Origin of the sequence: Acetobacter ascendens, from assembly GCF_001766235.1 — a bacterium.
In the GTDB taxonomy this organism is placed as follows: domain Bacteria; phylum Pseudomonadota; class Alphaproteobacteria; order Acetobacterales; family Acetobacteraceae; genus Acetobacter; species Acetobacter ascendens.
In genome coordinates, this window is record NZ_CP015164.1 from 820,601 (window position 1) to 847,251 (window position 26,651).

At 53.6% G+C, this 26,651-nt stretch carries 24 protein-coding genes; 8 read left to right on the plus strand and 16 right to left on the minus strand.

Annotated features, from left to right (window positions below; translation table 11 throughout):
- Nucleotides 1–5 precede the first annotated feature (5 nt).
- Nucleotides 6–773, minus strand: coding sequence for a phosphoribosylaminoimidazolesuccinocarboxamide synthase (gene purC, locus A4S02_RS04000; RefSeq protein ID WP_070323019.1), 768 nt, complete (start codon nucleotides 771–773; stop codon nucleotides 6–8).
- Nucleotides 774–928: 155 nt separating this feature from the next.
- Entirely contained in the window at nucleotides 929–2,278 is a 1,350-nt protein-coding gene (purB, locus tag A4S02_RS04005; protein ID WP_012812894.1) for an adenylosuccinate lyase, read from the minus strand.
- Nucleotides 2,279–2,449: 171 nt separating this feature from the next.
- On the opposite strand from purB, the gene A4S02_RS04010 reads away from it, so the two are divergent.
- The 4 genes from A4S02_RS04010 to A4S02_RS04025 are packed head-to-tail and all read left to right on the plus strand — an operon-like array spanning nucleotide 2,450 to nucleotide 6,103.
- Nucleotides 2,450–3,061 (plus strand): TerC family protein, encoded by a 612-nt coding sequence (locus tag A4S02_RS04010; protein WP_019090280.1) that lies wholly within the window; start codon nucleotides 2,450–2,452, stop codon nucleotides 3,059–3,061.
- 58 nt (nucleotides 3,062–3,119) lie between these two features.
- Complete coding sequence (locus A4S02_RS04015) at nucleotides 3,120–5,096, plus strand: lytic transglycosylase domain-containing protein (RefSeq protein WP_070323020.1); 1,977 nt, start codon at nucleotides 3,120–3,122, stop codon at nucleotides 5,094–5,096.
- A 1-nt stretch (nucleotide 5,097) separates the two neighbouring features.
- On the plus strand, nucleotides 5,098–5,574 hold the full coding sequence (locus A4S02_RS04020) for a phosphatidylglycerophosphatase A family protein (protein WP_019090282.1): 477 nt from the start codon (nucleotides 5,098–5,100) through the stop codon (nucleotides 5,572–5,574).
- A gap of 16 nt (nucleotides 5,575–5,590) precedes the next feature.
- Nucleotides 5,591–6,103, plus strand: coding sequence for a CinA family protein (locus A4S02_RS04025; RefSeq protein ID WP_070323021.1), 513 nt, complete (start codon nucleotides 5,591–5,593; stop codon nucleotides 6,101–6,103).
- 57 nt (nucleotides 6,104–6,160) lie between these two features.
- Here A4S02_RS04025 and A4S02_RS04030 read toward each other — a convergent pair whose 3' ends face one another.
- The 13 genes from A4S02_RS04030 to A4S02_RS04090 form a co-directional block, all read right to left on the minus strand.
- A complete protein-coding gene (locus A4S02_RS04030; protein WP_070323022.1) occupies nucleotides 6,161–6,586 on the minus strand; it encodes a hypothetical protein in 426 nt (141 codons plus the stop codon).
- A gap of 149 nt (nucleotides 6,587–6,735) precedes the next feature.
- Nucleotides 6,736–7,224: a type II toxin-antitoxin system RatA family toxin gene (locus A4S02_RS04035; RefSeq protein ID WP_019090285.1), complete on the minus strand. Its 489-nt coding sequence runs from the start codon at nucleotides 7,222–7,224 to the stop codon at nucleotides 6,736–6,738.
- Nucleotides 7,224–8,204, minus strand: coding sequence for a lipoyl synthase (gene lipA / locus A4S02_RS04040; protein WP_070324170.1), 981 nt, complete (start codon nucleotides 8,202–8,204; stop codon nucleotides 7,224–7,226). The genes A4S02_RS04035 and lipA overlap by 1 nt, the downstream gene beginning before the upstream one ends.
- Nucleotides 8,205–8,325: 121 nt before the next feature.
- Complete coding sequence (lpdA, locus tag A4S02_RS04045; protein ID WP_070323023.1) at nucleotides 8,326–9,738, minus strand: dihydrolipoyl dehydrogenase; 1,413 nt, start codon at nucleotides 9,736–9,738, stop codon at nucleotides 8,326–8,328.
- Between the two features lie 30 nt (nucleotides 9,739–9,768).
- On the minus strand, nucleotides 9,769–11,019 hold the full coding sequence (locus A4S02_RS04050; protein WP_070323024.1) for a pyruvate dehydrogenase complex dihydrolipoamide acetyltransferase: 1,251 nt from the start codon (nucleotides 11,017–11,019) through the stop codon (nucleotides 9,769–9,771).
- An 11-nt stretch (nucleotides 11,020–11,030) separates the two neighbouring features.
- Nucleotides 11,031–12,386, minus strand: a complete 1,356-nt coding sequence (locus A4S02_RS04055) for a pyruvate dehydrogenase complex E1 component subunit beta (protein WP_019090289.1) — start codon at nucleotides 12,384–12,386, stop codon at nucleotides 11,031–11,033.
- 8 nt (nucleotides 12,387–12,394) lie between these two features.
- Nucleotides 12,395–13,405, minus strand: coding sequence for a pyruvate dehydrogenase (acetyl-transferring) E1 component subunit alpha (pdhA, locus tag A4S02_RS04060; protein ID WP_070323025.1), 1,011 nt, complete (start codon nucleotides 13,403–13,405; stop codon nucleotides 12,395–12,397).
- 127 nt (nucleotides 13,406–13,532) lie between these two features.
- Nucleotides 13,533–14,009 (minus strand): cyclic pyranopterin monophosphate synthase MoaC, encoded by a 477-nt coding sequence (gene moaC / locus A4S02_RS04065; protein ID WP_070323026.1) that lies wholly within the window; start codon nucleotides 14,007–14,009, stop codon nucleotides 13,533–13,535.
- Nucleotide 14,010: 1 nt separating this feature from the next.
- Nucleotides 14,011–14,877, minus strand: a complete 867-nt coding sequence (trpC, locus tag A4S02_RS04070; protein ID WP_070323027.1) for an indole-3-glycerol phosphate synthase TrpC — start codon at nucleotides 14,875–14,877, stop codon at nucleotides 14,011–14,013.
- A 17-nt stretch (nucleotides 14,878–14,894) separates the two neighbouring features.
- A complete protein-coding gene (gene trpD / locus A4S02_RS04075; RefSeq protein WP_070323028.1) occupies nucleotides 14,895–16,007 on the minus strand; it encodes an anthranilate phosphoribosyltransferase in 1,113 nt (370 codons plus the stop codon).
- Entirely contained in the window at nucleotides 16,007–16,603 is a 597-nt protein-coding gene (locus A4S02_RS04080; RefSeq protein ID WP_070323029.1) for an anthranilate synthase component II, read from the minus strand. The genes trpD and A4S02_RS04080 overlap by 1 nt, the downstream gene beginning before the upstream one ends.
- Nucleotides 16,604–16,661: 58 nt before the next feature.
- Nucleotides 16,662–18,203: an anthranilate synthase component I gene (gene trpE, locus A4S02_RS04085; RefSeq protein ID WP_070323030.1), complete on the minus strand. Its 1,542-nt coding sequence runs from the start codon at nucleotides 18,201–18,203 to the stop codon at nucleotides 16,662–16,664.
- Nucleotides 18,200–20,119 (minus strand): peptidyl-prolyl cis-trans isomerase, encoded by a 1,920-nt coding sequence (locus tag A4S02_RS04090; RefSeq protein WP_070323031.1) that lies wholly within the window; start codon nucleotides 20,117–20,119, stop codon nucleotides 18,200–18,202. Before A4S02_RS04090 ends, trpE begins: the two co-directional genes overlap by 4 nt.
- Before the next feature lie 246 nt (nucleotides 20,120–20,365).
- Here A4S02_RS04090 and tpiA point away from each other — a divergent pair, with 246 nt between their 5' ends.
- The 4 genes from tpiA (at nucleotide 20,366) to kdsA (ending at nucleotide 24,083) form a co-directional block, all read left to right on the plus strand.
- Nucleotides 20,366–21,106: a triose-phosphate isomerase gene (gene tpiA, locus A4S02_RS04095; protein ID WP_019090297.1), complete on the plus strand. Its 741-nt coding sequence runs from the start codon at nucleotides 20,366–20,368 to the stop codon at nucleotides 21,104–21,106.
- A gap of 26 nt (nucleotides 21,107–21,132) precedes the next feature.
- Complete coding sequence (gene secG, locus A4S02_RS04100) at nucleotides 21,133–21,477, plus strand: preprotein translocase subunit SecG (RefSeq protein WP_019090298.1); 345 nt, start codon at nucleotides 21,133–21,135, stop codon at nucleotides 21,475–21,477.
- 141 nt (nucleotides 21,478–21,618) lie between these two features.
- On the plus strand, nucleotides 21,619–23,253 hold the full coding sequence (locus A4S02_RS04105) for a CTP synthase (protein WP_070323032.1): 1,635 nt from the start codon (nucleotides 21,619–21,621) through the stop codon (nucleotides 23,251–23,253).
- A complete protein-coding gene (gene kdsA, locus A4S02_RS04110; RefSeq protein WP_082246743.1) occupies nucleotides 23,250–24,083 on the plus strand; it encodes a 3-deoxy-8-phosphooctulonate synthase in 834 nt (277 codons plus the stop codon). Before A4S02_RS04105 ends, kdsA begins: the two co-directional genes overlap by 4 nt.
- 115 nt (nucleotides 24,084–24,198) lie before the next feature.
- Here the strand turns inward: kdsA and gyrB are convergent, their stop codons facing one another.
- The gene (gene gyrB, locus A4S02_RS04115; protein WP_019090301.1) at nucleotides 24,199–26,637 is read right to left on the minus strand and encodes a DNA topoisomerase (ATP-hydrolyzing) subunit B; all 2,439 of its coding nucleotides are present in this window, start codon (nucleotides 26,635–26,637) and stop codon (nucleotides 24,199–24,201) included.
- Between the last annotated feature and the right edge of the window lie 14 nt (nucleotides 26,638–26,651).

Here is a 26,651-nt window from a genome sequence, read left to right on the forward strand (position 1 = left end):
CGTGGTTACTGAACCGTTTCCGGCCCCTTCATATCTCCGCCTGCCCCGTTTTCTGGCAGGATACCCATGCGGCGCGCCACTTCCTGATAGGCTTCTTTTACGTTGCCCATATCGCGGCGGAACCGGTCTTTATCCAGTTTTTCGTTTGTGTGCATATCCCACAGGCGGCAGTTATCTGGCGAGATTTCATCAGCCAGTACAATCTGCATATCTTCGCCTTCCCAGATGCGGCCGAACTCCAGTTTGAAGTCTACCAACTGGATGCCAATGCCGCTGAACAGGCCGCACAGAAAATCATTTACCCGCATGGCCATGCCGGTAATTTCTTCCATATCGTGCGGGCAGGCCCAGCCGAAGGCGATGATGTGGTCTTCTGAAACCAGAGGATCACCCAGCGCGTCATTCTTGTAATAGAATTCCACAATCGGGCGTGGCAGGCGCTCACCTTCGGGAATATCAAAGCGCTTGGAAATGCTGCCAGCGGCAATATTGCGCACAACTACTTCCAATGGAATGATTTCCACTTCCTTTACCAACTGCTCACGCATATTGATGCGGCGGATAAAGTGCGTGGGAATGCCGATTTCCTGCAACCGCAGCATCAGAAATTCACTGATACGGTTGTTCAGAACGCCTTTCCCGGTAATTACGCCGCTTTTTGCGCCGTTCCCTACTGTGGCATCGTCCTTGAAATATTGCACAAGGGTGCCAGGTTCGGGGCCTTCAAAAAGGATTTTGGCTTTACCTTCATAAAGCTGACGCCGACGGGCCATGATGATCCTTACCTGTCGAAAAAGGGTAAAGCCAGTTCGGGCAGAACTGGCTATTATTCAAGGGGCCAGCCAGTATGGCCCCTTACATACTAGAATATGGTTCATAGCAGGCTTCCGGGTAGGAAGATATATCCTGCTATGACAAGGGAGCCTGCTTACTGGCGGGGCCCTGTTTCACCAAAGATTTTTTCGTACTGGGTATCCAGCGCTTTCAGGTGCTGGCGGCTATCCATTGCCGCGTCCAGAACGTCTGGAGAGATACGGCCAGAAATTTCCGGATCTGCATCCAGATTTTCACGGAAAGTTTTGCATTCTGGTGTGCCCAGCTTGGTCCATGTTTCCATGGCATTACGCTGCACAATCCGGTAGGCATCCTCACGTGAAAGGCCAGCTTTGGCCAGTGCCAGCAGCACCTCACCGGAATGCACCACACCGCCAAGACTTTCAATGTTGGCGGCCATGCGGTCTGGATACACCAGCATTTTGGAGATCATGCCAGATAGGCGCACAAGAGCAAAATCCAGCCCGATTGTGGCATCTGGGCAGATGTTCCGTTCTACGGAAGAATGGCTGATATCGCGCTCATGCCACAGGGCCACGTCTTCCAGCGCCGGAATAACAGCGGCGCGTACCAAGCGGGCCAGACCTGTCAGGTTTTCTGTCAGCACCGGGTTGCGCTTGTGCGGCATGGCGGAAGAGCCCTTCTGGCCCTTATGGAAGAATTCTTCTGCTTCACGCACTTCAGAACGCTGGAGGTGGCGTACTTCAATGGCCAAACGTTCAATGCCGCTGGCAATCACAGCCAGAGCACAGAAATAAGCAGCATGCCGATCACGCGGAATAACCTGCGTGGAAACGGTTTCCGGCTTCAGGCCCAAACGTTCTGCCACATAGGATTCAACGCGTGGGTCCAGATGCGCATAGGTGCCTACAGCGCCAGAAATGGCACAGGTGGCAATTTCAGCACGTGCTGTTTCAAGCCGTTCTTTGTTACGGGCGAATTCTGCGTAATGGCCAGCCAGCTTCAGCCCGAAGGATGTGGGTTCAGCATGAATGCCGTGGCTGCGACCAATGGTGAGAGTATGCTTATGTTCGAAAGCGCGTGTTTTCAGCGCATCCAGAACACCATCCAGATCTTTCAGAAGCAGGTCTGTGGCCTGTACAAGCTGCACAGCCAAGCAGGTATCCAGCACATCGGATGATGTCATGCCTAGATGTACAAAGCGGCTTTCTGGGCCAACCTTTTCTGCCAGCCATGTCAGGAAGGCAATGACATCGTGCCGGGTTTCGGCTTCAATTTCATCAATGCGGGCCAGATCGGCATCAGAAAAAGCGGCCATTGCGGCATCGCCCTTTTCGCGCACAACCTTAGCGGCTTCCTTTGGCACGGTGCCATATTCAGCCATGGCTTCACACGCCAGCGCTTCAATTTCAAACCAGATGCGATAGCGGTTTGTGGGAGACCAGATGGCGGCCATGACGGGGCGAGTATAACGCGGCACCATAACGCAAAATTCCTTAACCAAAACAATAAAGCCAACAGGTGGCGTCTCTCTAGCGGATTTCGCGCCTTTCGTCTGCCCGCAAAGCGGAAAACTTTGACTTTTTGTATTCCTTCCCGAAACTGCCACCTTTTCGGGCGCATTTTGTGCCCTGTTTTACGAATCGGAGCTCACGTGAACGGCTTTCTAGATTCCTTCAGCCTGACAGCATTTGTCGCCTTTTTGCAGGTTGTGCTGATTGATGTGACACTGGCGGGGGATAACGCCGTTGTTATTGGTATGGCGGTGCGGTCTCTTTCTGGCGAGCAGCGGCGGAAAGCTATTCTTGCCGGTGTAGGGCTGGCGGCTGTTATCCGTATTCTGCTGGCTTTGGTGGCTGTGCGGCTGTTGGAAATTGTGGGCCTTACGCTGGCCGGTGGCTTTTTGCTGCTTTGGGTATGCTGGCGCATGTACCGCGAAATGCGGGAAAACCACGCGAATGATGATACTGGCCCTGCTCCTCCAGGCAGTTTGGGGAAAGCTATTTTCCGTATTCTGATTGCTGATTTGTCTATGAGCTTGGATAATGTGCTGGCTGTTGCCGGTGCTGCGCGAGAGCATCCGGGTATTCTGATAGCAGGTCTGGCACTTTCTGTGTTGCTTATGGGGCTGGCAGCTTCTGTTATTGCGCGCCTGCTGGATAAGTACAAATGGATTTCCTGGGTTGGCCTGTTGATTGTTCTGGCTGTTGCTATTGAACTGATTGTTAAAGGTGGCGGCGAAGTTTGGGGGCATTTGCCCCATTGATTTGTGAGTGGTGCGGAAAGCACTTGCCAACGCGCGGGAAACGCGCTGATTCTGCGGTATGAGACGTTTTGCGATTTCGTACCGATACCGCCTTGTGGCTGCTGTTTCTCTGGCGTGTGTGGGGTTGAGCGCCTGCTCATCTTCCTCGTCAGAACAGCAAGGGGCCTCTGAAAACCGTTTGGCATGGCCAACAGAGCAGCAGGCCGCCCAAGGCACGCCTCCTACAAGTGATGTCGCCAGCCGGTTAACAGTCTGGCTGGGGTTGGTGAAATCCTCGCAGAACAGTGCGCAGGCTTATGCTGATTTCCTGCAAACACGTCCGGTATGGCCGCGCTGGCAATTACTGACATCGCGCATGCAACTTGCTTTGGCCAAGGAAACAGATCCGGCAGTGTTGGCCCGGCTTTGCGCCACACAAAATCTGACATATGGCCCCGCTCTTGCGCAATGTGCCACGCAGGTTCCAGCTTCGGCAGATTTAAGCAAACGCTTAAATACAGAGGCCGCGCAGGCTTGGGCAAATGGCAATGATGCCAGCTCCGCTGCTACAGCTCTGCAAAGTAATTTTGCAGCTGCCATAACGCCAGAACGTTCATGGTTGCGGTTTGATCGTGAAGAAAAAAATGGGCTGGTCGCGGCTGCCAAGCAAACCCTACCCTATCTTTCTGCCCAGAAGCAGCCGCTGGCTCAGGCCCGCTTGGCTTTCCGTGCGGATGACCCGGCAGCAGAAACACTAGCAGCCGCCCTGCCCGCCAATCAGCGGTCTGATCCGTACCTTATTCTCGATCATGCGCGGTGGTTGCGTAAACAACAGCGTTATGATGAGGCTGTGGCTCTTTGGAAAGGTGCTGGTGTAGATGCCGAACGCAGCACGCATGGCGCCTCATTCTGGCGGGAACGGGATACGCTGGCGCGTGAACTGATTCAGGCTGGTCGTGCCGCAGATGCTTTTGCCGTGGCAAATGATACAGCTACAACACCAACAAACAGGCTGGATGCGCAGTTCCTTTCCGGTTGGATTGCCTTGCGCCTTCAGCATGATCCCGCAACAGCAGAAACTTTTTTCCGTCCGCTTGCACAGTCCTCAGCCCTTATTACACGTAGTCGTGGCTTTTACTGGCTTGGGCGGGCACGTGCTGCTGCGGGAGATTCTGCATCGGCCCATGCAAATTGGCAGCAGGCTGCCGCGCTGCCCGGCACATTTTATGGGCAAATGGCCGCCGCAGCGCTGGAAGGTCGTAACAATGTGCTGCTGGACCCCGCCAATGTGCCAGAGGAAACGCGCACGCGCCTAAAAGCCGAGCGTGATCCGGAAACAACCACATCAGAAGATGTTTACGTTTCTGGAAGTGAACTGGCGCAGGCAGCCCAGATCCTTGTTTCATGGGGAGACCGTCCACATGCGCGAGATTTCATGAACATGCTGGAACAGCAGGTTACAAGCACGCCGCAGCGTTTGGCGCTTTCTTCCTTGTCTGCACAGTTGGGTTTGCCGGATATAGCAGTAACCGTTTCCCGCCACGCAGGGCGAGATGGCGTATTTTTGCTGCGTTCTGGCTGGCCGCTGCCATATACGCCGCCATCCAGCACTTTGCCTGCGGGCATTGCACTCGGTTTGATGCGGCAGGAAAGTAACTTTAATCCTGACGCCGTTAGCCCCTCTAACGCTATTGGGCTTATGCAGCTTAAGCCCTCCACTGCAGGAGATATGCTGCGCGTAACGGGTCTACCCGCTTCTGCGGCAACGGCTGCCGGGCTGCATGATCCAGAAAACAACATGCGTTTGGGTACAGCTTATCTGGAGCATATTCAGTCCCGCTTTGGGGCTGTGGTGCCGTATATGGCTGCGGCCTATAATGGTGGACCTACCCGTTTGGCCCGTTGGTTAAGCGCCGCAGGTAACCCAGCCCAGAATGGTGCTTCTGCTGAAGAGATGATCGACTGGATTGAGAGTATTCCCTATTCCGAAACACGGAATTACGTGCAGCGTGTGTGGGAAAACATGACCATCTATGTAGCGTTGGGGAACCAGTAAAATGGATATAGCACGGCTGATTGCAACATTTGGTGGTTGTGGGCTTTCGCCTCGCGCGCCGGGTACGGTTGGTTCCTTGGCGGCATTGGTGGTGGGGCTGCCTTTGTTAAAGCGCCCGCGGCTTTTGGTGGCAGGTATTACAGCTGTAACCGTGGTGGGTTGGTGGGCCACAAAACGCAGCGGCAAAGGCGAAGATCACAGTTGGATTGTGATTGATGAAGTGGCTGGCATGTGGATAGCTCTGCTGGCGTGCCTGCCCAAAACAGGGGAACAGGCCCGTGAAAAATGGTTCTGGATGTACCCTCTGCTAGCATTTGCCTTTTTTCGGTTGTTTGACATTACAAAGCCCGGCCCGGTGGGCGTGCTGGATAGACGGCACGATGCCACAGGTGTGATGGGAGATGATGTGATTGCAGGCGCTATGGCTGCGTTATGTGTAAAAGGTGTGCGTACGGTTATGGAGCGCACATCACACTAAGCGGAAGGTTTGGGCAATGTCTGCTGCTGATGCTTCTTTTTCCGAGTTCTCTGTGTTGGCTGCTGCTGAACGCACCCTTTCCCGTTTACGGCAGGTAAAGGGGCATGTGGTAACAGCGGAAAGCTGCACAGGCGGCTTGGTTGCAGCAATGCTAACGCATTTTCCCGGTTCTTCTGATGTAACGGAGGGCGGGTTTGTAACGTATTCCAACACCATGAAGCAAAAAGTGCTGGGGGTTCCGGCCAAAGTATTGGAAAAGCACGGAGCCGTAAGTGCGCAAACCGTGGAAAAAATGGCTGAAGGTGCTTTAAAGGCTTCACCGGTTGCTTCTGTTTCTGTTGCTATTTCCGGCATAGCTGGGCCAGATGGCGGAACAGCAGAAAAACCCATAGGGCTGGTATGGTTTGCAACGGCCGTAAGAAATGACGCTGTTATCTCGGACAAGCAGGTTTTTTCTGGAAGCCGGGAAGACGTAAGAGCGCAAGCAGCGCTGCATGCATTTGAGCTGATTTTACAGCGTTTGGGCTAAAACTTACAAAAAATACTGCTGCCGAAACAAATGTCGGCAGCAGCACATATGCTTAAATTACTGAACCGGAACAGGTGCCGGCAGTGGAGCATTTGTGGGGACTGTAGCTGTAGGAGCTGTAGGCAGAGCAGGTGCTTTTACGCCTGTGCCAGCAGCTACCGGAGCCGGAATGCCGGAAGCTGATACATTTGGTGCCGTAAGGGCCGGTGCGGATGGGGCCGTTACAGCAGGTGCTCCGCCAGCAATGGCAGGAACCTGATTGTTCTGCGCTGCGGCCAGGCTTTTGGCGTTCAGATCTGCTGTTTCAGCATCACCATTGTTCTGTGCAGATTTTTCATCAGCAGCACATTTGCCTTTCAGGCAATGTTCATGATGATGGTGAGCATGCATACCGTGATGCGTTGCGGTTTCAGCAGCCATAGCTGGCACAACAGCCAGAGTTGCAGAAGATGCCAGCAGAGCCGCTGCAAAAAGTTTTTTCATATGGATATATTCCTTCAGCAAGGTTGAATCGCCTTTTCACAGGCAATTCCCATATTCCACAATAGGTTACAGAAAATTGCCTGCGTGCATCATAAGCAGGGTTTCAACCGAAACAAAGGAATAAACCAAAGAAAATACCCACACTGCTTTCAGGTGGCGGGGTGTTCACTGGTACAGGCTGTTGTTGTGTTGGTGATTGGCGTTTGTGGCGGCCCATATACTTCGCGCGCGCGCTTGATAAAGGCAGAAACCATCAGCCTTGTGGCTTCTGTAAATACAACACCAATAGCCGCCTGCAAAATGCGTGAACGGAATTCAAAATCTACAAAAAACTCCACAAGGCAGCCTTCGGGCGTTGCGGTGAATTTCCAGATGTTGCGCAAATACCTAAAAGGCCCGCGCTCATATCGCACAGTAATAGATGATGGACGATCTAGCGTAACGCGCGATGTAAAACTTTCCCGGAACGGGCCAAAACCAATGGTCAGATCCGCAACCAGTTCTGTAGCTGTATGGGTGCGTACTTTGGCTGCAACACACCAAGGCAGAAACTTGGGATACTGGCCAACATCGGCAACAAGATCAAAAATCTGATCCGGGCGATAAGGTAAAACACGCTTTTCTGCGTGCTGTGGCATTACTGATCCTCCTTCAGGCGGGCATTGCGTGCATCACGCAGTGCGGCAAAGTCGGCATCGGCATGGTAGGAGGAGCGCGTAAGGGGGCTGGAACTTACCTGTAAAAAGCCTTTTACGCGTGCCATTGTGCCGTAATCCTCAAACTCTGCCGGGGTAACAAAACGTGCAACAGGGGCATGTTTGACTGTAGGCTGGAGATACTGGCCCATTGTAATAAAATCTACATCTGCCACGCGCAGATCATCCATGACCTGAGCGAGTTCCATTTTTTCTTCTCCTAATCCAAGCATCAGCCCGGATTTGGTGAAGATGGATGCATCAAGCTGTTTTACCCGATCCAATAACCGCAGAGACTGATAATAACGTGCCCCCGGCCGGATGGTCGGATACAGGCGTGGCACAGTTTCCAGATTGTGGTTAAAAACATCAGGCCGTGCTTCAACAACCACTTCTAACGCATTCTTTTTACGTAAAAAATCTGGTGTCAGGATTTCGATAGTTGTTTCTGGTGCCGCTGCATGAATGGCATGAATAACGCGGGCAAAATGGTGTGCACCACCATCTTCCAGATCATCCCGATCTACGGATGTAATAACAACATGCCGCAGCCCAAGCCGTGCCACGGCTTCTGCCACACGGGCGGGTTCATCCGCATCCAACGCATGCGGTAGGCCGGTAGTAACATTGCAGAATGCGCAAGCCCGGGTGCAGATTTCCCCCATGATCATCATGGTGGCATGACGCTGAGACCAGCATTCCCCAATGTTGGGGCATGCGGCTTCCTCACACACAGTTACCAGTCTGTTACTACGCATCAACGCGCGTGTTTCGTGGTAAACAGGGTGATTGGGCGCCTTAACGCGTATCCAGTCCGGTTTGCGGGCTATGGGGTTGTCTGGCCGATGTGCTTTTTCTGGATGACGCAGCTTGTTGGGGCTGCTGCCTCCTGTTCGATGATCAATCACAACGCGAATAGACATATCTTTGCCCGCTTTTGCCAAGGGTTACCACAGAACTGGAACGCTCCTGCCGTGGCGTCAAGGCAGGAACGCCCCAGATAGTGCTCTGGCAACATCAAACCCTTGAGATGATACACCAAAACTAGAAATGTAGCGCTCCGCCATAAGCGGCCAGAACGGCTTCGTGCATGGATTCAGAGATGGTGGGATGAGGAAAAATGGTTTCCATCAGCTCGGCTTCGGTAAGCTCTGCCGTGCGGGCAATCACAAAGCCCTGGATCATTTCCGTAACTTCCGCGCCAATCATATGCGCGCCCAGAAGTTCGCCTGTCTGGGCATCAAATACGGTTTTCACCATGCCTTCAGGCTCACCCATGGCAAGTGCTTTACCGTTTGCCATAAGCGGGAATTTGCCAATGCGTACTTTGTAACCAGCTTCCTTGGCGCGAGCTTCCGTATACCCAACAGAAGCTACCTGAGGCCGACAGTATGTGCAGCCCGGAATTTTTGTAACATCAATAGGGTGCACGGTTTTGCCAGCAATGGCTTCAACGCACATCACAGCTTCATGGCTGGCTTTATGGGCAAGCCACGGGGCACCGGCTAGGTCACCAATAGCGTAAACACCCGGTTCACCCGTGCGGCATAGATCATCTGTGACCACATGCGTGCGGTCCACTTTGATCTTGGTGCCTTCCAGCCCGATATTTTCAACATTGCCCACAATGCCCACGGCAGAAATGACGCGGTCCACGGTAATAGTTTCCGTTTTACCGCCGATTTCTACCGGCACAGTCACGTCGTTCTTGCCTTTTTTCAGTGCTCCCACCTTGGCGCTGGTAAGAACACGCATGCCCTGCTTTTCAAATTCCTTGCGGGCTAAGGCACTGATTTCTTCGTCTTCCACGGGCAGAATTCGCGGCGCAACTTCCACTAGTGTCACTTCAGACCCCATATTGCGATAGAACGAGGCAAATTCCGTGCCGATAGCGCCAGACCCAATGACGAGTAGCCGCTTGGGGAGTTCTTCCGGTACTAAGGCTTCTCGGTAAGACCAGACAAGCTTGCCGTCTGCTTCCAGCCCTGGCAATGCACGCGCACGTGCACCTGTAGCCAGAATAACGTGTTTGGCGGTAAGGGTTTGTGATGCGCCGCTTTCTGGTTGCACCAGCACCTTACGCTTGCCACCGGCCGCAACACCATCCAGCTTACCAAATCCTTTAAAAACAGGAACTTTGGCTTTTTTCAGTAGGTGTTGCACACCAGATGCAAGCTGTTTGGACACAGCGCGAGAGCGTGCAACAATTGCTTTAAAATCAAAGCTTACGCCGTCGGCTTTAAACCCATATGGGCCAAGATCATGCAGTAGATGGTTGATCTCGGAAGCACGCAGCAATGCTTTGGTAGGAATACAGCCCCAGTTCAGGCAGATGCCCCCAAGATGGTTTGCTTCCACCACAGCAACGGAAAGCTTAAGCTGCGCTGCCCGAAGTGCCGCCACATAACCGCCCGGCCCACCGCCAACAACGATGATATCAAAATCAGTCTGGCTCATAATATGCCTGATCCTCAGAAAGCCACGCGGTTAGAGAACGAGTGAGAGCGGAGATTCAACCGCAGCACGGAAAGCAGAAAGCCAGCGAGCCGCCGCAGCACCATCCACCACACGGTGATCAACCGAGAGTGTAACGGTCATAACAGTGGCAATGGCCAGTTCATTCTCTTTAACCACAGCCTGCTTCTTACCTGCTGCAATAGCGAGAATAGCTGCCTGCGGCGGGTTAACAATGGCAGCAAAGTCCTTCACGCCGTACATCCCCATGTTGGAGATGGAGAACGTACCACCCTGGAATTCTTCCGGCTTTAGCTTACCAGCACGGGCGCGGGCAATCAGGTCCTTAGCTTGCTGGCTGATGTCTTTCAGGCTCTTGCGGTCTGCCTGTCTGACGATAGGCGTAATCAGCCCATCATCCAGAGAAACTGCAACCGAGATATCTGCATCTTCATGCAGGATCATGGCATCTTCGGTGTAAGACGCATTAACTTCTGGCACCTGTTTAAGGGCAACGGCAGAAGCCTTAATGAGCATGTCATTCACAGACAGCTTGAAGGCATCTGCCCCTTCTGCCGGAGACATGGCATTAAGCTGCGCGCGCAAAGCCAGAAGCGCATCCAGTTCCACATCTATGGAGACATAGAAGTGCGGAATAGTGGCTTTGGATTCACTTAGGCGTCGCGCAATAACCTTACGCATAGTGGTGTGCGGCACAGCACTGCTGCCACCAGATGTAGGCATGGCAGAAGCTACCTGTCCTGCACTTGGGGCTTTATTAAGAGCCGCCTCCACATCCCGTTTGACAATACGGCCATTCGGCCCCGTGCCTTTAACCGCTGCTAGATCAATGTTCTTCTGGTGTGCAATGCGCCGCGCAAGCGGAGAAGCCACAACCCGGCCAACAGGCGGCTTGCCTGCCCGCTGTGCAGGTGCGGCTTGCATTGCCACAGGAGCAGAGGCCGCAGCAGCCTGCGGTGCCGTTGCAGGGCTGGCAGAAGCCACGTTTTTAGGTGTGTCGATATTGTCTGGTACTGCCTCACCTTCTTCTACCAGAATGGCAATAGGTGTGTTTACCGCAACACCTTCTGCGCCTTCTGGTGTGAGAATACGGCCTAGAATACCTTCTTCAATGGCTTCTACTTCCATTGTGGCTTTATCGGTTTCAATCTCGGCCAGAACGTCACCGCTGTTTACGGCGTCCCCTTCCTTTTTCAGCCAGCGGGCCAGTTTGCCCTCTGTCATGGTAGGAGAAAGGGCGGGCATTAAAATTTCAGTCGCCATCTGTCATTCCCTCACATCAAGCCAAGTGCGGCTTTAACCACATCTTCAGGCTGTGGTAGGGCCAGTTTTTCCAGATTGGCGGCAAATGGCATGGGCACATCCACACCCGTTACACGGGCCGGTGGGGCATCTAGCCAATCAAACGCATGTTCGATTACCTGCATGGCAACTTCTGCGCCAATGCCCGCAAATGGCCAGCCTTCTTCCACCGTTACTAGGCGGCTGGTTTTCTTTACACTTTCTACAATTGTATCTGTATCCAGCGGACGCAGACTGCGCAGGTTGATAACTTCTGCCTCAATCCCCTGCTTGGCCAGTTCGGCGGCAGCGTCCAGCGCTGTGGTGACAGCAATGGAGAACGCAACAATTGTAACATCCGAACCAGCGCGTTCGATCTTGGCTTTGCCGATGGGAACAATGAAATCTTCATCAATCGGGCATGGGAATTTGCGCCCGTAAAGAATTTCGTTTTCCAGCACCACAACGGGGTTAGGATCACGGATAGCGGCGCGCAGCAGGCCTTTGGCATCTGCAGAAGACCAAGGCACAACCACTTTTAGGCCCGGCACATGGGCATACCAGCTACCATAACACTGAGAATGCTGAGCACCCACACGGGATGCAGGGCCGTTAGGGCCACGGAACACAATGGGGCACCCCATCTGGCCGCCAGACATATACAGCGTTTTGGCTGCGGAGTTGATGATATGGTCAATAGCCTGCATGGAGAAGTTCATGGTCATGAACTCCACCACGGGCTTGAGGCCAGTAAGAGCAGCACCCACGGCCATGCCTGTAAAGCCATGTTCGGCAATAGGCATGTCAATTACGCGCTTATCACCAAATTCCTGCAACAGGCCTTGGGAGATTTTGTAAGCACCCTGATACTGGGCAACTTCTTCACCCATCAGGAACACGTCTGGATCATGCCGCAATTCGGCAGCCAGTGCATCGCGCAGAGCTTCACGCACAGTGATTTCCTGCGTTTCACCCCAGTCTTTTTCTTCTTCAACAGGGGCAGATACCGGTGCGCTTACAGGAGCAGAGGCTACTGGCTGGGTTACGGGCGCGGCTTCTGCAGGTGCGACATTTTTAGGTGTGTCGATATTGTCTGGTACTGCCTCACCTTCTTCTACCAGAATGGCAATAGGTGTGTTTACCGCAACACCTTCTGCGCCTTCTGGTGTGAGAATACGGCCTAGAATACCTTCTTCAATGGCTTCTACTTCCATTGTGGCTTTATCGGTTTCAATCTCGGCCAGAACGTCACCGCTGTTTACGGCGTCCCCTTCCTTTTTCAGCCAGCGGGCCAGTTTGCCCTCTGTCATGGTAGGAGAAAGGGCGGGCATTAAAATTTCAGTCGCCATGTTTATGCTCAAGCCTCCAGAACAACATCCGTATAAAGTTCGGCCGGATCTGGTTCCGGGCTGGTCTGCGCAAATTCCGCAGAGTCGTTCACGATGCCCTTGATCTCGGTTTCCATGGTTTTCAGTTCTGCTTCTGTCACGCCAGAATCCAGCAGGATGTGTTTGACATGTTCAATGGGATCACGCGTTTTGCGGACTTCATCCACCTCATCTCGCGTGCGGTATTTTGACGGGTCAGACATGGAGTGGCCGCGATAGCGATATGTCATCATTTCCAGTAGGTAAGGTCCCTTCCCTGCGCGGCAATGCTTTACGGCTTCTTCGGCTGCGGCATATACGGCAGCAACATCCATGCCATCTACCCGCTTGCCGGGAATGCCCCATGGTTCGCCATTTTTGTACAATTCGTGCGATGCAGATGCCCGCTCAATAGCGGTGCCCATCCCGTAACGATTGTTTTCAATAACAAAAATACAGGGAAGTTTGAGCAGAGCAGCCAGGTTGAAACTTTCGTAAACCTGACCTTGGTTGGCTGCGCCATCACCAAAGTAAGCTACGGAAACTTCATCCGTATCACGGTATTTATTGGCAAACGCCAGCCCGATACCCAGAGAAACCTGCGCGCCAACAATGCCGTGGCCGCCATAAAAGTTTTTCTCGCGGGAGAACATATGCATGGAACCGCCCTTACCGTGAGAATATCCGGTAGAGCGGCCCGTAAGTTCGGCCATCACGCCACGAGGAGTCATACCCGCCACCAGCATCTGGCCGTGGTCTCGGTAAGATGTAATCAGCTTATCGCCTTCATGCAGGCTCATCTGGATACCAACCACCACAGCTTCTTGCCCGATATACAGGTGGCAGAAACCGCCAATCAGGCCCATGCCGTAAAGTTGCCCGGCTTTTTCTTCAAAGCGGCGGATCAGAAGCATGTCATAGTAGGCTTTAAGAAACTGGTCTCGTGTTAAGGAAGGACCGTTATTTCCTGCCTTGCCGACCTGTTTGGCGTTCGTTCCCATGCGTGATGAACCTTCTGCGATATGTAAACATTTCGTAATAAATGGTGCGTAACAGCAGCATCCGTTTCCGGGGCTTCAGATGTTTCCTAAAGCTCCAGTAAAACCGCATGGCGTTTCGCATGATTCATTATGCAGCGTTGTAGTCTCCTGAGCGCCCTCCACTTTTGTGAAGGAGCTTTATATTTTCTATCTGCATGCCGCGGTCAACTGCTTTGCACATATCATAAAGTGTAAGGGCCGCGGCAGACACGGCGGTTAACGCTTCCATTTCCACCCCGGTTGCGCCGGTTGTTGTAACAGTTGCGGTAATCTCGATCCTGTTATCATTTGGCGCTAGATCTACAGTTACACTGCTCAGGCTAAGCGGATGACAGAGCGGGATAATATCTGCTGTTTTTTTTGCGGCCATAATGCCAGCAATACGGGCCGTTGCCAGAACATCACCTTTTGAGGCTGCGCCTGAAAGGATCATTTCCAGTGTTTGGGGCTGCATAATAATAGCCCCGGTGGCAACAGCCTTGCGGTGTGTGGCGGCTTTGGCGGAAACATCCACCATATGCGCATGCCCCGCCGCATCCAGATGTGTGAGTGCTGGAGAGGGCACGTTAGGCCAGCCCCAGCAGTTTTTTGGCGGCATCGCCCGGATGCGGATCACGCAGAAGGGATTCACCCACCAGAAAGCCGGTTACACCGATGCCAGAAAGCTGTACAATATCTTCATGCGTTTTGATGCCGCTTTCAGACACAATAATCCGATCTGGCGGCACTAGCGGAGAAAGTTCCCGCGTGGTGTCCAAACTGGTCTGAAGCGTTTTAAGGTTGCGGTTATTGATACCGATCAGGAAGGTATCCAACGCAAGGGCACGGTTGAGTTCTTCCTCATCATGCACTTCCACCAGCACATCCATGTCCAGCCCTTTGGCGTGGTCAACCAGTTCCAGCGCCATTTCATCGGACAGAATGGACATAATCAGCAGAATGCAATCTGCCCCGATCATGCGGCTTTCATAAACCTGCCACGGATCAAGGATAAAATCCTTACGCAGAACTGGAAGGGAGCATGCAGCCCGCGCCTTGCCCAGATCTTCATTATCACCATGAAAGCAGGAGCTTTCGGTCAGCACGGAAATGCAGGCAGCACCGGCTTGTTCATATTCTGCGGCAATTTCTGCGGGATCATAGGTCTCGCGCAGAATCCCTGCTGAAGGAGAAGCCTTCTTGATTTCTGCAATTAGGCCAACGGCCCGATCAGCAGCCTTTTCCTTCAGCGCCCGACCAAACCCACGTGGAGCCTCTTTGGTTTCCTGCGCTTTGGCTGTGATTTCCTTAAGGGACATCAGGGTGGAGCGATGTTTAACTTCCAGCTTGGTGCGTGCGCAGATGCGGGAGAGAACATCCGGCAGTTCGTCAATCTTGCTGGCAAGAATGTCCGAAGCAGAAGCTGCCGAGGACGCGAGTGGTGTATCGTTCATGATTATCCTGTCATGTCTCAGGCGCGCGCATCCGGGTTGGAAGCGCGCAAACCATTTAGCACTGCCAGAGCTGTGCCATCATCCAGTGGGCGTGCAGCTAGAGCCACACTTTCCCGCAAGGCCTGCGGATCAATGCGTCCGTCCCGCAGGAGCGTTACCCGCCCTGCTACATGGAGTGCGCAGGCGGCGTTCAAAACAACTGTATCACGATATGCCCCTGATACGCCATGCAACAAAGCTTCCAGAGCTTGCGCATTATATCGGGCATCTCCTCCCAATATGGCGCTGACGGGAGCATAGGCAAGGCCAGCCATTTCCGGCGTAATGGAAAATGAGCAGATGGTACCATCTTCCAGCGCCACAACCTGCGTGGGGCCAGCTAGTGTAATTTCATCAATGCCGCCCTGCCCGTCTGATGGCAGACCGCACACGGCCCAGACTTTCTGGGAGCCCAGATTTTTGAGCACATTGACCATAGGTTCCAGCCATGCGGGTGAGAACACACCCACAAGCTGCCGTTTAACACCTGCTGGGTTTACCAAAGGCCCCATCAGATTAAACAGCGTGCGCACCCCAAGGGCTTTACGCACCGGGGCAGCAAAACGCATGGCGGGGTGATGATGTGGGGCGGATAAAAAGATGACCTTATGCGCCTGCATCTGCTCCGCCAGAACTTCCGCCCGGGCAGAAAGCGGCACACTTAACGCGGCCAGCACATCAGAAGCGCCTGATCGAGAAGAAATCGCTCTATTGCCATGCTTGGCAACGGGCACACCCAAGGCACCCAACACAAAAGCCACGGCCGTGGATACATTGAGGGTGCCGTAATTATCTCCGCCAGTGCCGCATACATCTATTGTATCGGCTGGCATGGCGGGTACGCTGTGCATACGTGCTCGTAAAGCGGTTACGCCGCCAAGCAGCTCATCCTGTGTTTCACCGCGCACACGTAAGGCCATAAGAAAAGCCGCAATGCGCTCTGGCGCAATCAGGCCATCCATAATCACGCCAAAAGCGGATTCTGCTTCAGCTGCGCTGAGTATTTGTCCCTCAGCAACACGTGCCAGAATGGAGGAAAAAAACTGTTCACCTGCCTGCTGAGATACAGTTTCCTGCGTGGTAACAGACATCAGGCAACGGCCTGTTTTTCTTTCCAGGCAGCAGCGATGGAAAGAAAGTTTTTCATCAGATCGTGGCCGTATTCCGAGGCAATGCTTTCCGGATGGAACTGCACGCCTGAGATGGGATACTGCCGGTGGCGCACACCCATAATCACACCGTCTTCTGTCCAGGCCGTAACTTCCAGAGCATCTGGAATGCTGGCCGGTTCAAGCGTGAGGCTATGGTAGCGCGTGGCATTGAATGGGTTGGGTAACCCCGCAAAAACATCTTGCCCATTATGGAAAACGGGGCTCACCTTGCCGTGCATGGGCGTAGGAGCACGCACGACTTCTGCGCCAAACACCTGCCCAATAGCCTGATGCCCCAGACATACTCCAAAAACCGGCACCTTACCGGCAGCAGCAGATATCAGATCACAGCAGATGCCGGCTTCATTGGGGGAGCATGGGCCAGGAGAAAGCACAATGGCATCTGGCTTAAGGTCCAATGCATCTTCTGCGCTCAGGGTATCATTGCGGCGTACGTCACATTGCACACCCAGTTCACCCAAGTAGTGAACAAGGTTGAAGGTGAAGCTGTCATAATTGTCGATCAGAAGGATCATGGCCGAATGATGACCTTATGTGCTGTTGGGGTCAAATAAGAATGAAACAGAAACGACATTAAGAACGCCCTGCCCTTACCTGTTCTAGCGCAGCTTCTGCTGCGCGGAATACGGCGCGGGCTTTATGGCGTGTTTCTTCATATTCCGTTTCGGGTACACTGTCTGCCACCACGCCACAGCCTGCTTGCACATGCATTTGCCCGTCTTTTACAACGGCCATACGCAGCCCGATGCATGTATCCATGTTGCCGCCAGCACCAAAATAGCCAATGCACCCGGCATAGGTGGCACGGCGGGTGCGCTCGACTTCATCAATAATTTCCATGGCGCGGATTTTAGGCGCGCCCGTAAGCGTGCCTGCGGGGAACGCGGCTACAAGAGCATCCAGCGCTTCCAGATCCGGTTTGAGTGTGCCCTGCACGTTAGAAGAGATGTGCATGACGTGGCTGAAACGCTCAATGACGAATCGTTCCGTTACTTTCACCGTGCCGGGAATGCTGACGCGGCCTACATCATTACGGCCAAGGTCTATCAGCATCAGGTGTTCGGCCAGTTCTTTTTGGTCGGCCAGAAGGTCTTTTTCAAGCAGCAGATCTTCTTCGGCTGTTTTGCCGCGTGGGCGTGTGCCTGCAAGCGGACGTACCGTCATGGTGCCATCCTGCAAACGCACCAGAATTTCGGGCGAGGACCCGACAAGTGAGAACTCACCAAAATCCAGATGGAACAGGAATGGCGCAGGATTGATACGCCGCAGCGTACGATACAGTGCCAGAGAAGGCAGCGGAAACGGCATAGAAAAACGCTGGCTAGGCACAACCTGAAAGGCGTCGCCAGCCGCAATATAATCTTGAATACGCTCAACAGCCTGACAGAACTCATCCTTACTGAATGAAGAGCGCGGTTCGGCTGGTTCTGGCAGATTTTCTGGGGTTTTGGGTAATGGCGGAAGAGCGCCTGCCAAACATTCTCGTGCACGGCGTAGCAGGTCCTGCGCTTTATCCCATGCTTGCGCTGCGGTTTCATCTTTTTGTGGGCGAACTGGTGCAGCCAGAATGAGTTCGTCACTTACTGTATCAAACACAGCAAAAAGACCGGGACGCATAAGGATAGATTCAGGCAGATTCAGGTCATCCGGTGGGGCATCTGGCAGATGCTCCATCTGGCGCACCATGTCATAGCCCAAATATCCAAACAGACCTGCAACCATAGGGGGGACGCCTGCGGGCAGTTCCAAATGTGTGGCATGGATAAGCGCTCGCAGGCTTTCCAGCGGCTTTTCTGTAAGAATACGCGGGGCAATATCTGGGTTTTCTAGGTTTTCATCCAGTGTGATCTGCCCGTTATGGCAGGTCCATATGATATCTGGCTTGAGGGCGATAACAGAATACCGCCCGCGAGATGTGCCGCCTTCCACGCTTTCCAGCAGCAGTGTGTTTTTGCCTGTGCCACCATCAAAGCGCGCAAGGCGCAGATAGGCCGAAACTGGCGTAAGCAGATCCGCTGCTTCTACAGAGAACACAACAGAAGGCTGACCTTGTGCCCAAGCAGCCTCACATTCCTGGAGAGAGGGTGAAGGCGCAATGCGTGCGGTAATGCTCATGGCGTGGCTTCTCCTCCAAATCCGGTGGCAGACAGTGTGGCCATAACGGCACGTTCGTTAATATGGGGCGGTGTGCGTTTGCTTAAAGCTTCAACATAACTGGCAACCAGATCATCACTATCGGCCTGTGCCAGAGAGTCTTTCAGGCGCTGTACGCCATCGGCTGGAGCTGGTGGATTAGGCACGAACAGTTTTGTGACAACGGCTACCAGGAAGTGGCCATCATCTTCCGCCATAACCGTCTGTCCTGGCTGCATGCGCGGCAGATAATCCATTAGTGCGGCAGGTATGTTTTTGTTGGGCTTGGCGAAGGAGAATGCCGCATCCCGCGTAATTTGTGCGCCCGGTGCGCTTGTCGTGCCCAGAGCCTGCTTGTTTTTAGCTGCCAGATACAGGCTTGTTGCCTGCTCATTTGCTGCATGTTTGCGGGCTTCAGCCTGCCATGCGGCCAGAACGTCTGCATGTGCTTGCTCAAAGGTGCGTGGCGCTGCGGGTGTTGCTGTATCCACTTCCACAGCAAAGCTGCTGTTATCTGGTCCATCAACAAGCGTTGCACGTGCACCGGGTTTTTGCGTGAAAATCTGGTGGATAATGGCTTCACGCAGCTTGCCAGATGCGGGCAGCGGTGCGGGCTCCTTATCTGCTGTCATGCCCTGCGCATCCAGCGTGCCCGCAGTGGCAACAGCACCTAGGTCTGCCGGAATAGCCTCCAGCCCCTTACCGGCAAGGGCATCTTGTAGTTTGCGCTTGCGTTCGCCCGCAACAGATGGCGCAACAGCAGCCCGATACTGGGAGAGGATGTCTTTTTTGGCGTCCTCATACGGCGTGGTGTGCGGGGCTGTTATTTTGGTTACGCGAAAAACAGCCCATCCGCTTTCTGTTTTAAGTGGGCTGCTAACCTGTCCTTCTGGAGCCTGAAAAACAGCCTGTCGCAATGTGGCAGAAGGAATGGTGGCTGGGCGCGCATTTGGCATTTCTACAGCAGCCGCATCTTTTGCGCTGTTCTGGATAGCCTGCCAATTGCCACCTACTTTCCATGCATTGGCAATGGCGGTGGCCTGTGCCTGATCTTGCAGGGTTATGAGCTGAATATCGCGCGTTTCTGGCACATCGTAGCGAGATTTCTGCTCATCATAAATGCGTTTGATGTCAGCTTCACCCAGAGTGATGCCGTCTGCCACCGTTTGTGGGGAAAGCACCACAATTTTGGCATGGCGCAGTTCTGGCGTGCGGAACATCCACGGATGGTTGTTGTAATAGCGCTGCAACACTGCATCATCTGGCACTTTGGGGGTCGGCTGTGCGTCAAATGGAATGCTCACAAAATCTACCACGCGCGTTTTTGCACCGTAGGTTAGAAAACGCTGAAGCATTGTGTCGGAAACGCTGCCCGCCTGCGCCAAGGGCTGTAGAATGGTGCGGGTTGTTAGATCATTCCGCACCATGTCCAAAAAGCGTTGCTCGGTTAGCCCGCGGTCACGCAGCTTCTGATTGAAGCTGGCGCGGTCAAACTGGCCATTGGCTCCTTTAAAATAAGGGAGCGAGAACACTTCATCCCGTACAGCCGAATCAGGCACCACCACTTTTAGTTTCTGTGCAGTGTTCAGCAGTTCTGCCTGCCCAATCAGGCGGTGCAGAATCTGGTAAGCAACCTGCCGCTGCATGGCCAGAGGAATTTGTGATGGGTCTGTAACCCCCATCCGGCGCGCAATGGTTGGTAGTTCAGATTGCAGGGCTGTGGCCAGATCATCGGCAGAAACCTGTTGTTGCCCCACTTTGGCAACAACATCGGTTTCATCCCCCATATAGCCCATAACATCGCCTATTCCCCAGCCGACAAAGGCCAGAAAAATGACAATTGCAGTCACCCGGCCTAGCCAGGACTCAACAAAAACGCGACGTAGATAGGAAATCATGACCCGATGGATCCACAGCTATGCTTAAAAAACATCATACCACAAAGGGTATGCACAGGCGCGGCACCATAAGGGTAGCTGCGGTGCTTGACCAGACATAACCGCGCCTGCACGCCAGACAGGCAAGAATAAGCTGCCTGCTCTCTTGCCCCAAAGGGGGCGTCTATGGTTTAGCCTTCATGGAAGAACTATATTATAAAACGCGCGTGCCCGTTGGCATGGCGCGCTACAGGCAAGGAGCAGGGCATGACCAGACAGATTATTGTCGGCAACTGGAAAATGAATGGCCTAAGCCGTGATTCGCAGGAACTCGTCAAGGCTATTACCAGCGGCTTGCCCGCCAATAGTGCTGATGTGGTGGTGTGCCCGCCTTTTACCCAGCTTGGGCTGCTGACAGATATGCTTAAGCCCACCCCAGTAAAGTTGGGTGCGCAGGATTGCCATCAGGAAGTTTCCGGCGCGCATACGGGTGATATTTCGGCCCCCATGCTGGCTGATCTGGGTGTGTCTTATGTTGTTCTGGGTCATTCAGAACGCCGTCAGGAACACGGTGAGCTGGACGAAACAGTGCGTGAAAAAGCCATGGCTGCCACCAAAGCCGGGTTAACCCCTATTGTCTGTATTGGTGAAACAGAAGATCAGCGCGAAACTGGTGAGCACTTTGATGCGCTGGGTTGGCAGATCAAGGGTTCTCTGCCCGATGGTTTCAACGGTATTTTGGCATATGAGCCTATCTGGGCGATTGGTACAGGCCTTGCTGCCACTACTGATCAGATTGCCGAAACCATGAAATTCCTGCGTGAAGAATTGGTGCGACAGTTTGGAGAGGCTGGAAAAGTCATCAAAATCCTGTATGGAGGGTCCGTAAACGCCGGGAATGCGGCCACCATCCTGCCCATTCCTGAAGTGGCGGGTGCGCTTGTTGGCGGTGCCAGCCTTAAGGCGGACGCGTTTCTTTCCATCGTCAGTGCAGCATCTGCTGCCTGATTTGCTGTTCTGATCTGGAATCTGACATGACCACAGCCCTGCTGATCCTGCATTTCTGTGTGACCATAGCCCTGATTGGCGTTGTGCTAATTCAGCGGAGTGAAGGCGGTGGCCTTGGAATTGGCAGCAGCCAGGGCATGGGGGCTTTCATGTCCGGCCGTGGAACAGCCAACCTGCTTACGCGCACAACGGCTGTGCTGGCTGGTGTGTTCATGCTGCTTTCCCTGTTGCTGGCCGTGCTTTACAAAGGCTCTGTTACGGGTGAAGGGCATGATATTCTGGCCCAGCCCCCAGCAGCCACCACACCCGCACCTGCTGCTCCGGTAACAACGGCTCCGGCTCCGCAGCCAGCTACTCCGGCGCATCCGTAAAATGCAGGTTTCTCTCTCCTTTCCGCTATGTGTGAGGAGAGAGCCCTTTTATCCCTTCAGCTCCGCATGTCCTGTGGCATGCGGTAGTTTGCGTTTGTCCATCTTTACCCGCCCGGCCTTGTCCGTGTAGGAAGTCTGCTCATGACCCGCTTTGTTTTTATCACCGGTGGTGTGGTATCCTCTCTTGGCAAAGGCATTGCATCTGCTGCCCTTGCTGCCCTGTTGCAGACGCGTGGCTACAAAGTGCGCCTACGCAAGCTTGATCCCTACCTGAACGTTGATCCCGGCACCATGAGCCCCTACCAGCACGGGGAAGTGTTTGTGACCGAGGATGGCGCCGAGACAGACCTTGATCTTGGCCATTATGAACGCTTCACAGGGGTGAATGCTTCCAAGGAAGACAACACCACAACAGGCAAAATTTATTCAGATGTTATCGCCCGTGAACGGCGTGGTGATTATCTGGGCGCAACCGTGCAGGTTATCCCGCATATTACGGATGCCATTAAAGATATTGTCGTTGCCAATACAGATGATCTGGATTTCGTGTTGGTGGAAATTGGTGGCACTGTTGGCGATATTGAAAGCCTGCCGTTTCTGGAAGCTATCCGTCAGTTGCGCAATGATCTGGGTCCGGATCAGACCATGGTTGTGCACCTTACGCTGCTGCCATGGATCCCTTCTGCGGGTGAGCTGAAAACTAAGCCAACCCAGCATTCTGTTAAGGAATTGCAGAATGTGGGTATCCAGCCGCAGATTCTGCTGTGCCGGTGTGATCGCCCCATTCCGCCAACAGAGCGGCGCAAGATTGCCAATTTCTGTAACGTGCGGCCAGAAGCCGTTATTGCCGCGCGGGATGTGGACACCATTTACTCCTGCCCTCTCTCCTACCATGCAGAGGGTATGGATACCGAAGTGCTGCGTTACTTCGGTCTGCCGCATGCAGAAGAACCTGATCTGATGGGGTGGGAAAAGATTGTAGATGCCATCCGCCACCCGGATAACGAGGTGCGCATTGCAGTGGTTGGCAAATATACAGCCTTGCTGGATAGCTACAAATCTCTGAACGAAGCCCTGCTGCATGGTGGCATTGCCCACCGCACCAAAGTTATTTTGGATTGGGTGGATGCAGAGGTTTTTGAAAAAGATCCAGCATCACTGGAAGCCAAACTGGGCGGTGTAGATGCCATTCTGGTGCCCGGCGGGTTTGGTGAGCGTGGGTCTCAGGGCAAAATTGAGGCCATTCGTTTTGCGCGTGAAAAAGGTATTCCGTTCCTTGGCATATGCTTTGGCATGCAGATGGCGGTTATTGAATGTGCCCGCAATCTGGCAGATCTGCCCAACGCATCTTCCACCGAATTTGGCTATACGGAAGAGCCTCTGGTGGGGCTGATGACCGAATGGGCACGCGGTAACGAACGCCTGCGCCGGAGCGAAGGTGGGGAACTCGGTGGCACCATGCGTCTGGGCGCTTACCCCGCCAAGTTGATTGAAGGTTCCCGCGCTGCAGAAGTGTATAGCGCGGCCTCCATTCGTGAGCGGCATCGCCATCGGTATGAAGTGAATATCCATTACAAGGATCAGCTTGAAAAAGCCGGGATGAAGTTTTCCGGCCTTTCACCAGATGGTATCTTGCCAGAAGTGGTGGAATACCCAGATCATCCGTGGTTCATTGCTGTGCAGTATCATCCAGAACTCAAGTCTCGCCCGTTTGCACCGCACCCGCTGTTTGCGGGGTTTGTTGGGGCTGCGCTGGAAAAGGCTAAAAAAGCATGATGCAGGCACCGGGTTCAGATTTCCAGCTTGGTTCTTTGTACATCGGGAACGATCAGCCATTTGTGCTGATTGCCGGGCCGTGCCAGATTGAATCCGCTGCGCATGCAATGGAAACAGCCACAGCGCTGAAGGAGATCTGCCAGAAGGCTGGTATCGGGCTGATTTACAAAAGCTCGTTCGATAAAGCCAACCGCACCAGCATTTCCAGCGCGCGCGGCATTGGTATGGCAGAAGGGCTGGATATTCTGGCAAATGTGCGGAACACGCTGGATATTCCGGTGCTGACAGACGTGCATGCGCCAGAGCAGTGTGCGCCTGTGGCTGAAGCCGTGGATGTGCTGCAAATTCCCGCTTTTCTGTGTCGCCAGACAGATTTGCTGTTAGCCGCCGGTAAAACAGGCGCTGCGGTGAACGTGAAAAAAGGCCAGTTTCTTGCCCCGTGGGACATGAAGCATGTGGCGGCCAAAATTGCCTCTACCGGCAATAATCGCATCATGCTGTGTGAACGAGGCACCAGCTTTGGCTATAATACGCTGGTAAACGATATGCGTGGCCTGCCCATTATGGCTCAGACCGGTTACCCTGTTGTGTTTGATGCCACGCATTCTGTGCAGCAGCCTGGTGGCTTGGGTGGTGCATCTGGTGGCCAGCGTGAGTTTGCCCCAGTGCTCTCTCGTGCTGCTTTGGCAATTGGTGTGGCGTCTCTGTTTATTGAAACGCATGAGAACCCAGACCAAGCACCGAGTGATGGCCCCAACATGCTGCCGATTAAAAACCTGCCTGCCCTGCTGGAGCAGTTCAAACAGATTGATGCTCTGATTAAAGGGTAAACTGTTAGAAGCCAGCCTTCTTTCCAGCAAAAAGCCGCAACCTGATTTTTCAGGCCGCGGCTTTTTTGTAGCTTCTTTAAGGGAGAGATAAATTCTCTCCCTTTTTATGCAGGTATTAGACGTCCAGATTGGCAACCTTGAGTGCGTTGCCAACAATGAAGTCACGCCGAGGTTCTACAATATCACCCATCAGGGTGGTGAAGACATCGCCAGCTTCTTCCACATCACCTACGCGCACCTGCAACAGCGTGCGCATGGCCGGATCTAGCGTGGTTTCCCAAAGCTGCGCGTCATTCATTTCGCCCAGACCTTTAAAGCGGTTAATAGTCAGCCCACGGCGGCCCTGAGCCAGCAGCCGGGCATAAAGATCAGCCGGGCCACTGAGCTGGTGTTCGGTGGTATCGTTTTTCAACGCTACACCCTCTGCAAAGTCTTTTTGTAGGCGGTTTGCTTGCATGGTCAGCCAGCGGGCATCGTTACTGGCCAACATGGTTGGGTCAATACGGTACACTTCCCCTACCCCACGCACATTGCGGGCCAATTCTACACCATCGGCACTGGCAACAGCTTTCCAGCTTTTTTCATTTTCAGCAGATGCCGCATCAAGGCGTTGCTGCAGTGCAGGCATCCGCTGCTGGAGCTGTTCAACATCTGTGGTGAGTGCGCCAGCCAGAGCAACCTGTTCGATAATCCAGGAAGGAATACGGTTGGAAAGGCGGTTAATAGCCTGCGCTGCCTGCCGGATGAACGGAAGATCTGCTGCCAGTTCTTCACCGCTTACAACGCGTTTATCTGTATAAACAAAGCTGGCGTTGTTCAGGGCTTTGTTGAGCAGATATTGCTCCAGCGCGGCATCATCTTTCAGATACGTTTCTTCATTCCCGCGTTTGGCACGGTAAAGCGGTGGCTGTGCGATATAGAGGTAACCACGCTCAATCAGTTCCGGCATCTGGCGGAAGAAGAATGTTAGCAGCAGTGTACGGATATGAGAGCCGTCCACATCAGCGTCAGTCATGATGACAATACGGTGGTAACGTAGTTTCTCGATAGAGAAGCCACCCTGCTCAGGCTCACCTCGGCCAATGCCTGTACCCAGTGCGGTAATAAGTGTGCCAATTTCGGCAGAGCCCAGCATACGGTCAAACCGGGCACGCTCCACGTTCAGGATCTTACCTTTAAGCGGCAGAATAGCCTGAAAGCGTCTGTCACGCCCCTGTTTGGCGGTACCGCCTGCGGAATCACCCTCCACAATAAACAGTTCAGCTTTGGCGGGGTCACGCGCCTGACAGTCTGCCAGCTTACCGGGAAGTGATGAAACGTCCAGCACACCTTTGCGGCGTGTTAGTTCACGCGCCTTACGGGCTGCTTCACGCGCAGAGGCCGCATCCAGCACCTTGGAGACAACAATTTTTGCTTCTTTGGGGTGGGTTTCAAACCAATGGCTGATAATGTCTGCCGCCGCCGCATGCACAACCGGCTGCACTTCGGAAGAAACCAGCTTGTCCTTGGTCTGAGATGAGAACTTGGGGTCTGGCACCTTAACGGACAGAACAGCCGTCAGCCCTTCACGCATATCTTCCCCTTGCAGGGAAAGCGCATCTTTTTTGGCAATGCTTTCGGCATATTTGCCAACAACACGTGTAAGCGCCTGACGGAAACCAGCCAAATGGGCCCCACCATCACGCTGCGGAATGTTGTTGGTGAAGCACAGCATGGTTTCATGGAAGCTATCATTCCATGTGAGCGCAAACTCAACCTTAATGCCGTTATCCGGGTTTTCCAGACTGCCAGTAATGGGAGGTGTAAACAGCGAGGTGCGAGACCGATCTAGCCAATTTACAAAAGCTTCTAGCCCACCTTCGTAAAAGAATTTTTCTTCCCGCACGGGGGTAACGCGTGCATCACGCAGCACAATTTCCAGCCCGGAGTTAAGAAAGGCCAGTTCACGCAGGCGGCGTTCCAGAATGGTGAAATCGAAATCCGTTTTGGGGAATGTTTCACGGCTGGGTTTAAAGGTTACTTCCGTGCCTGAGGGCTCGGAAGATGGGCCAACCACTTCCAGCGGGGCATCACGCTCACCATGTTGGAAGCGAATGAAATGTTCCTTCCCGTTACGCCAGATGCGTACTTCCATCCATTCGGACAGCGCATTCACCACAGCGGCACCCACACCGTGCAGGCCGCCAGAAACCTTGTAAGAGTTCTGGTTAAACTTACCGCCAGCATGTAGCCGGGTTAGCACCACTTCTGCAGCACTAATGCCTTCTTCAGCATGCATATCTGTGGGAATACCGCGCCCGTTATCGCGCACGCTTACGCTGCCATCTGCATTGAAAGTGACAATGCAGCGGGATGCAAAACCGGCCTGAGCCTCATCCACCGCGTTATCGATAATTTCAAATGCCATGTGGTGCAGGCCGGAACCATCATCCGTATCACCAATGTACATGCCGGGCCGTTTACGGACAGCATCCAGCCCCTTCAGCACAGAGATCGACGCGGCATCATACTCTTCGGAAACGGCAGATGGCGTGGGCTGAGAGAGGTCGGTCATAAGAACGGTACGCT

Bases quoted from the DNA above. Each gene is read 5' to 3' on its own strand.
- purC (WP_070323019.1), bottom strand. From the start codon at position 773: ATGGCCCGTCGGCGTCAGCTTTATGAAGGTAAAGCCAAAATCCTTTTT.
- purB (WP_012812894.1), bottom strand. From the start codon at position 2,278: ATGGTGCCGCGTTATACTCGCCCCGTCATGGCCGCCATCTGGTCTCCC.
- A4S02_RS04015 (WP_070323020.1), top strand. From the start codon at position 3,120: ATGAGACGTTTTGCGATTTCGTACCGATACCGCCTTGTGGCTGCTGTT.
- A4S02_RS04020 (WP_019090282.1), top strand. From the start codon at position 5,098: ATGGATATAGCACGGCTGATTGCAACATTTGGTGGTTGTGGGCTTTCG.
- A4S02_RS04025 (WP_070323021.1), top strand. From the start codon at position 5,591: ATGTCTGCTGCTGATGCTTCTTTTTCCGAGTTCTCTGTGTTGGCTGCT.
- A4S02_RS04030 (WP_070323022.1), bottom strand. From the start codon at position 6,586: ATGAAAAAACTTTTTGCAGCGGCTCTGCTGGCATCTTCTGCAACTCTG.
- A4S02_RS04035 (WP_019090285.1), bottom strand. From the start codon at position 7,224: ATGCCACAGCACGCAGAAAAGCGTGTTTTACCTTATCGCCCGGATCAG.
- lipA (WP_070324170.1), bottom strand. From the start codon at position 8,204: ATGTCTATTCGCGTTGTGATTGATCATCGAACAGGAGGCAGCAGCCCC.
- lpdA (WP_070323023.1), bottom strand. From the start codon at position 9,738: ATGAGCCAGACTGATTTTGATATCATCGTTGTTGGCGGTGGGCCGGGC.
- A4S02_RS04050 (WP_070323024.1), bottom strand. From the start codon at position 11,019: ATGGCGACTGAAATTTTAATGCCCGCCCTTTCTCCTACCATGACAGAG.
- A4S02_RS04055 (WP_019090289.1), bottom strand. From the start codon at position 12,386: ATGGCGACTGAAATTTTAATGCCCGCCCTTTCTCCTACCATGACAGAG.
- pdhA (WP_070323025.1), bottom strand. From the start codon at position 13,405: ATGGGAACGAACGCCAAACAGGTCGGCAAGGCAGGAAATAACGGTCCT.
- trpC (WP_070323027.1), bottom strand. From the start codon at position 14,877: ATGAACGATACACCACTCGCGTCCTCGGCAGCTTCTGCTTCGGACATT.
- trpD (WP_070323028.1), bottom strand. From the start codon at position 16,007: ATGTCTGTTACCACGCAGGAAACTGTATCTCAGCAGGCAGGTGAACAG.
- A4S02_RS04080 (WP_070323029.1), bottom strand. From the start codon at position 16,603: ATGATCCTTCTGATCGACAATTATGACAGCTTCACCTTCAACCTTGTT.
- trpE (WP_070323030.1), bottom strand. From the start codon at position 18,203: ATGAGCATTACCGCACGCATTGCGCCTTCACCCTCTCTCCAGGAATGT.
- A4S02_RS04090 (WP_070323031.1), bottom strand. From the start codon at position 20,119: ATGATTTCCTATCTACGTCGCGTTTTTGTTGAGTCCTGGCTAGGCCGG.
- tpiA (WP_019090297.1), top strand. From the start codon at position 20,366: ATGACCAGACAGATTATTGTCGGCAACTGGAAAATGAATGGCCTAAGC.
- secG (WP_019090298.1), top strand. From the start codon at position 21,133: ATGACCACAGCCCTGCTGATCCTGCATTTCTGTGTGACCATAGCCCTG.
- A4S02_RS04105 (WP_070323032.1), top strand. From the start codon at position 21,619: ATGACCCGCTTTGTTTTTATCACCGGTGGTGTGGTATCCTCTCTTGGC.
- kdsA (WP_082246743.1), top strand. From the start codon at position 23,250: ATGATGCAGGCACCGGGTTCAGATTTCCAGCTTGGTTCTTTGTACATC.
- gyrB (WP_019090301.1), bottom strand. From the start codon at position 26,637: ATGACCGACCTCTCTCAGCCCACGCCATCTGCCGTTTCCGAAGAGTAT.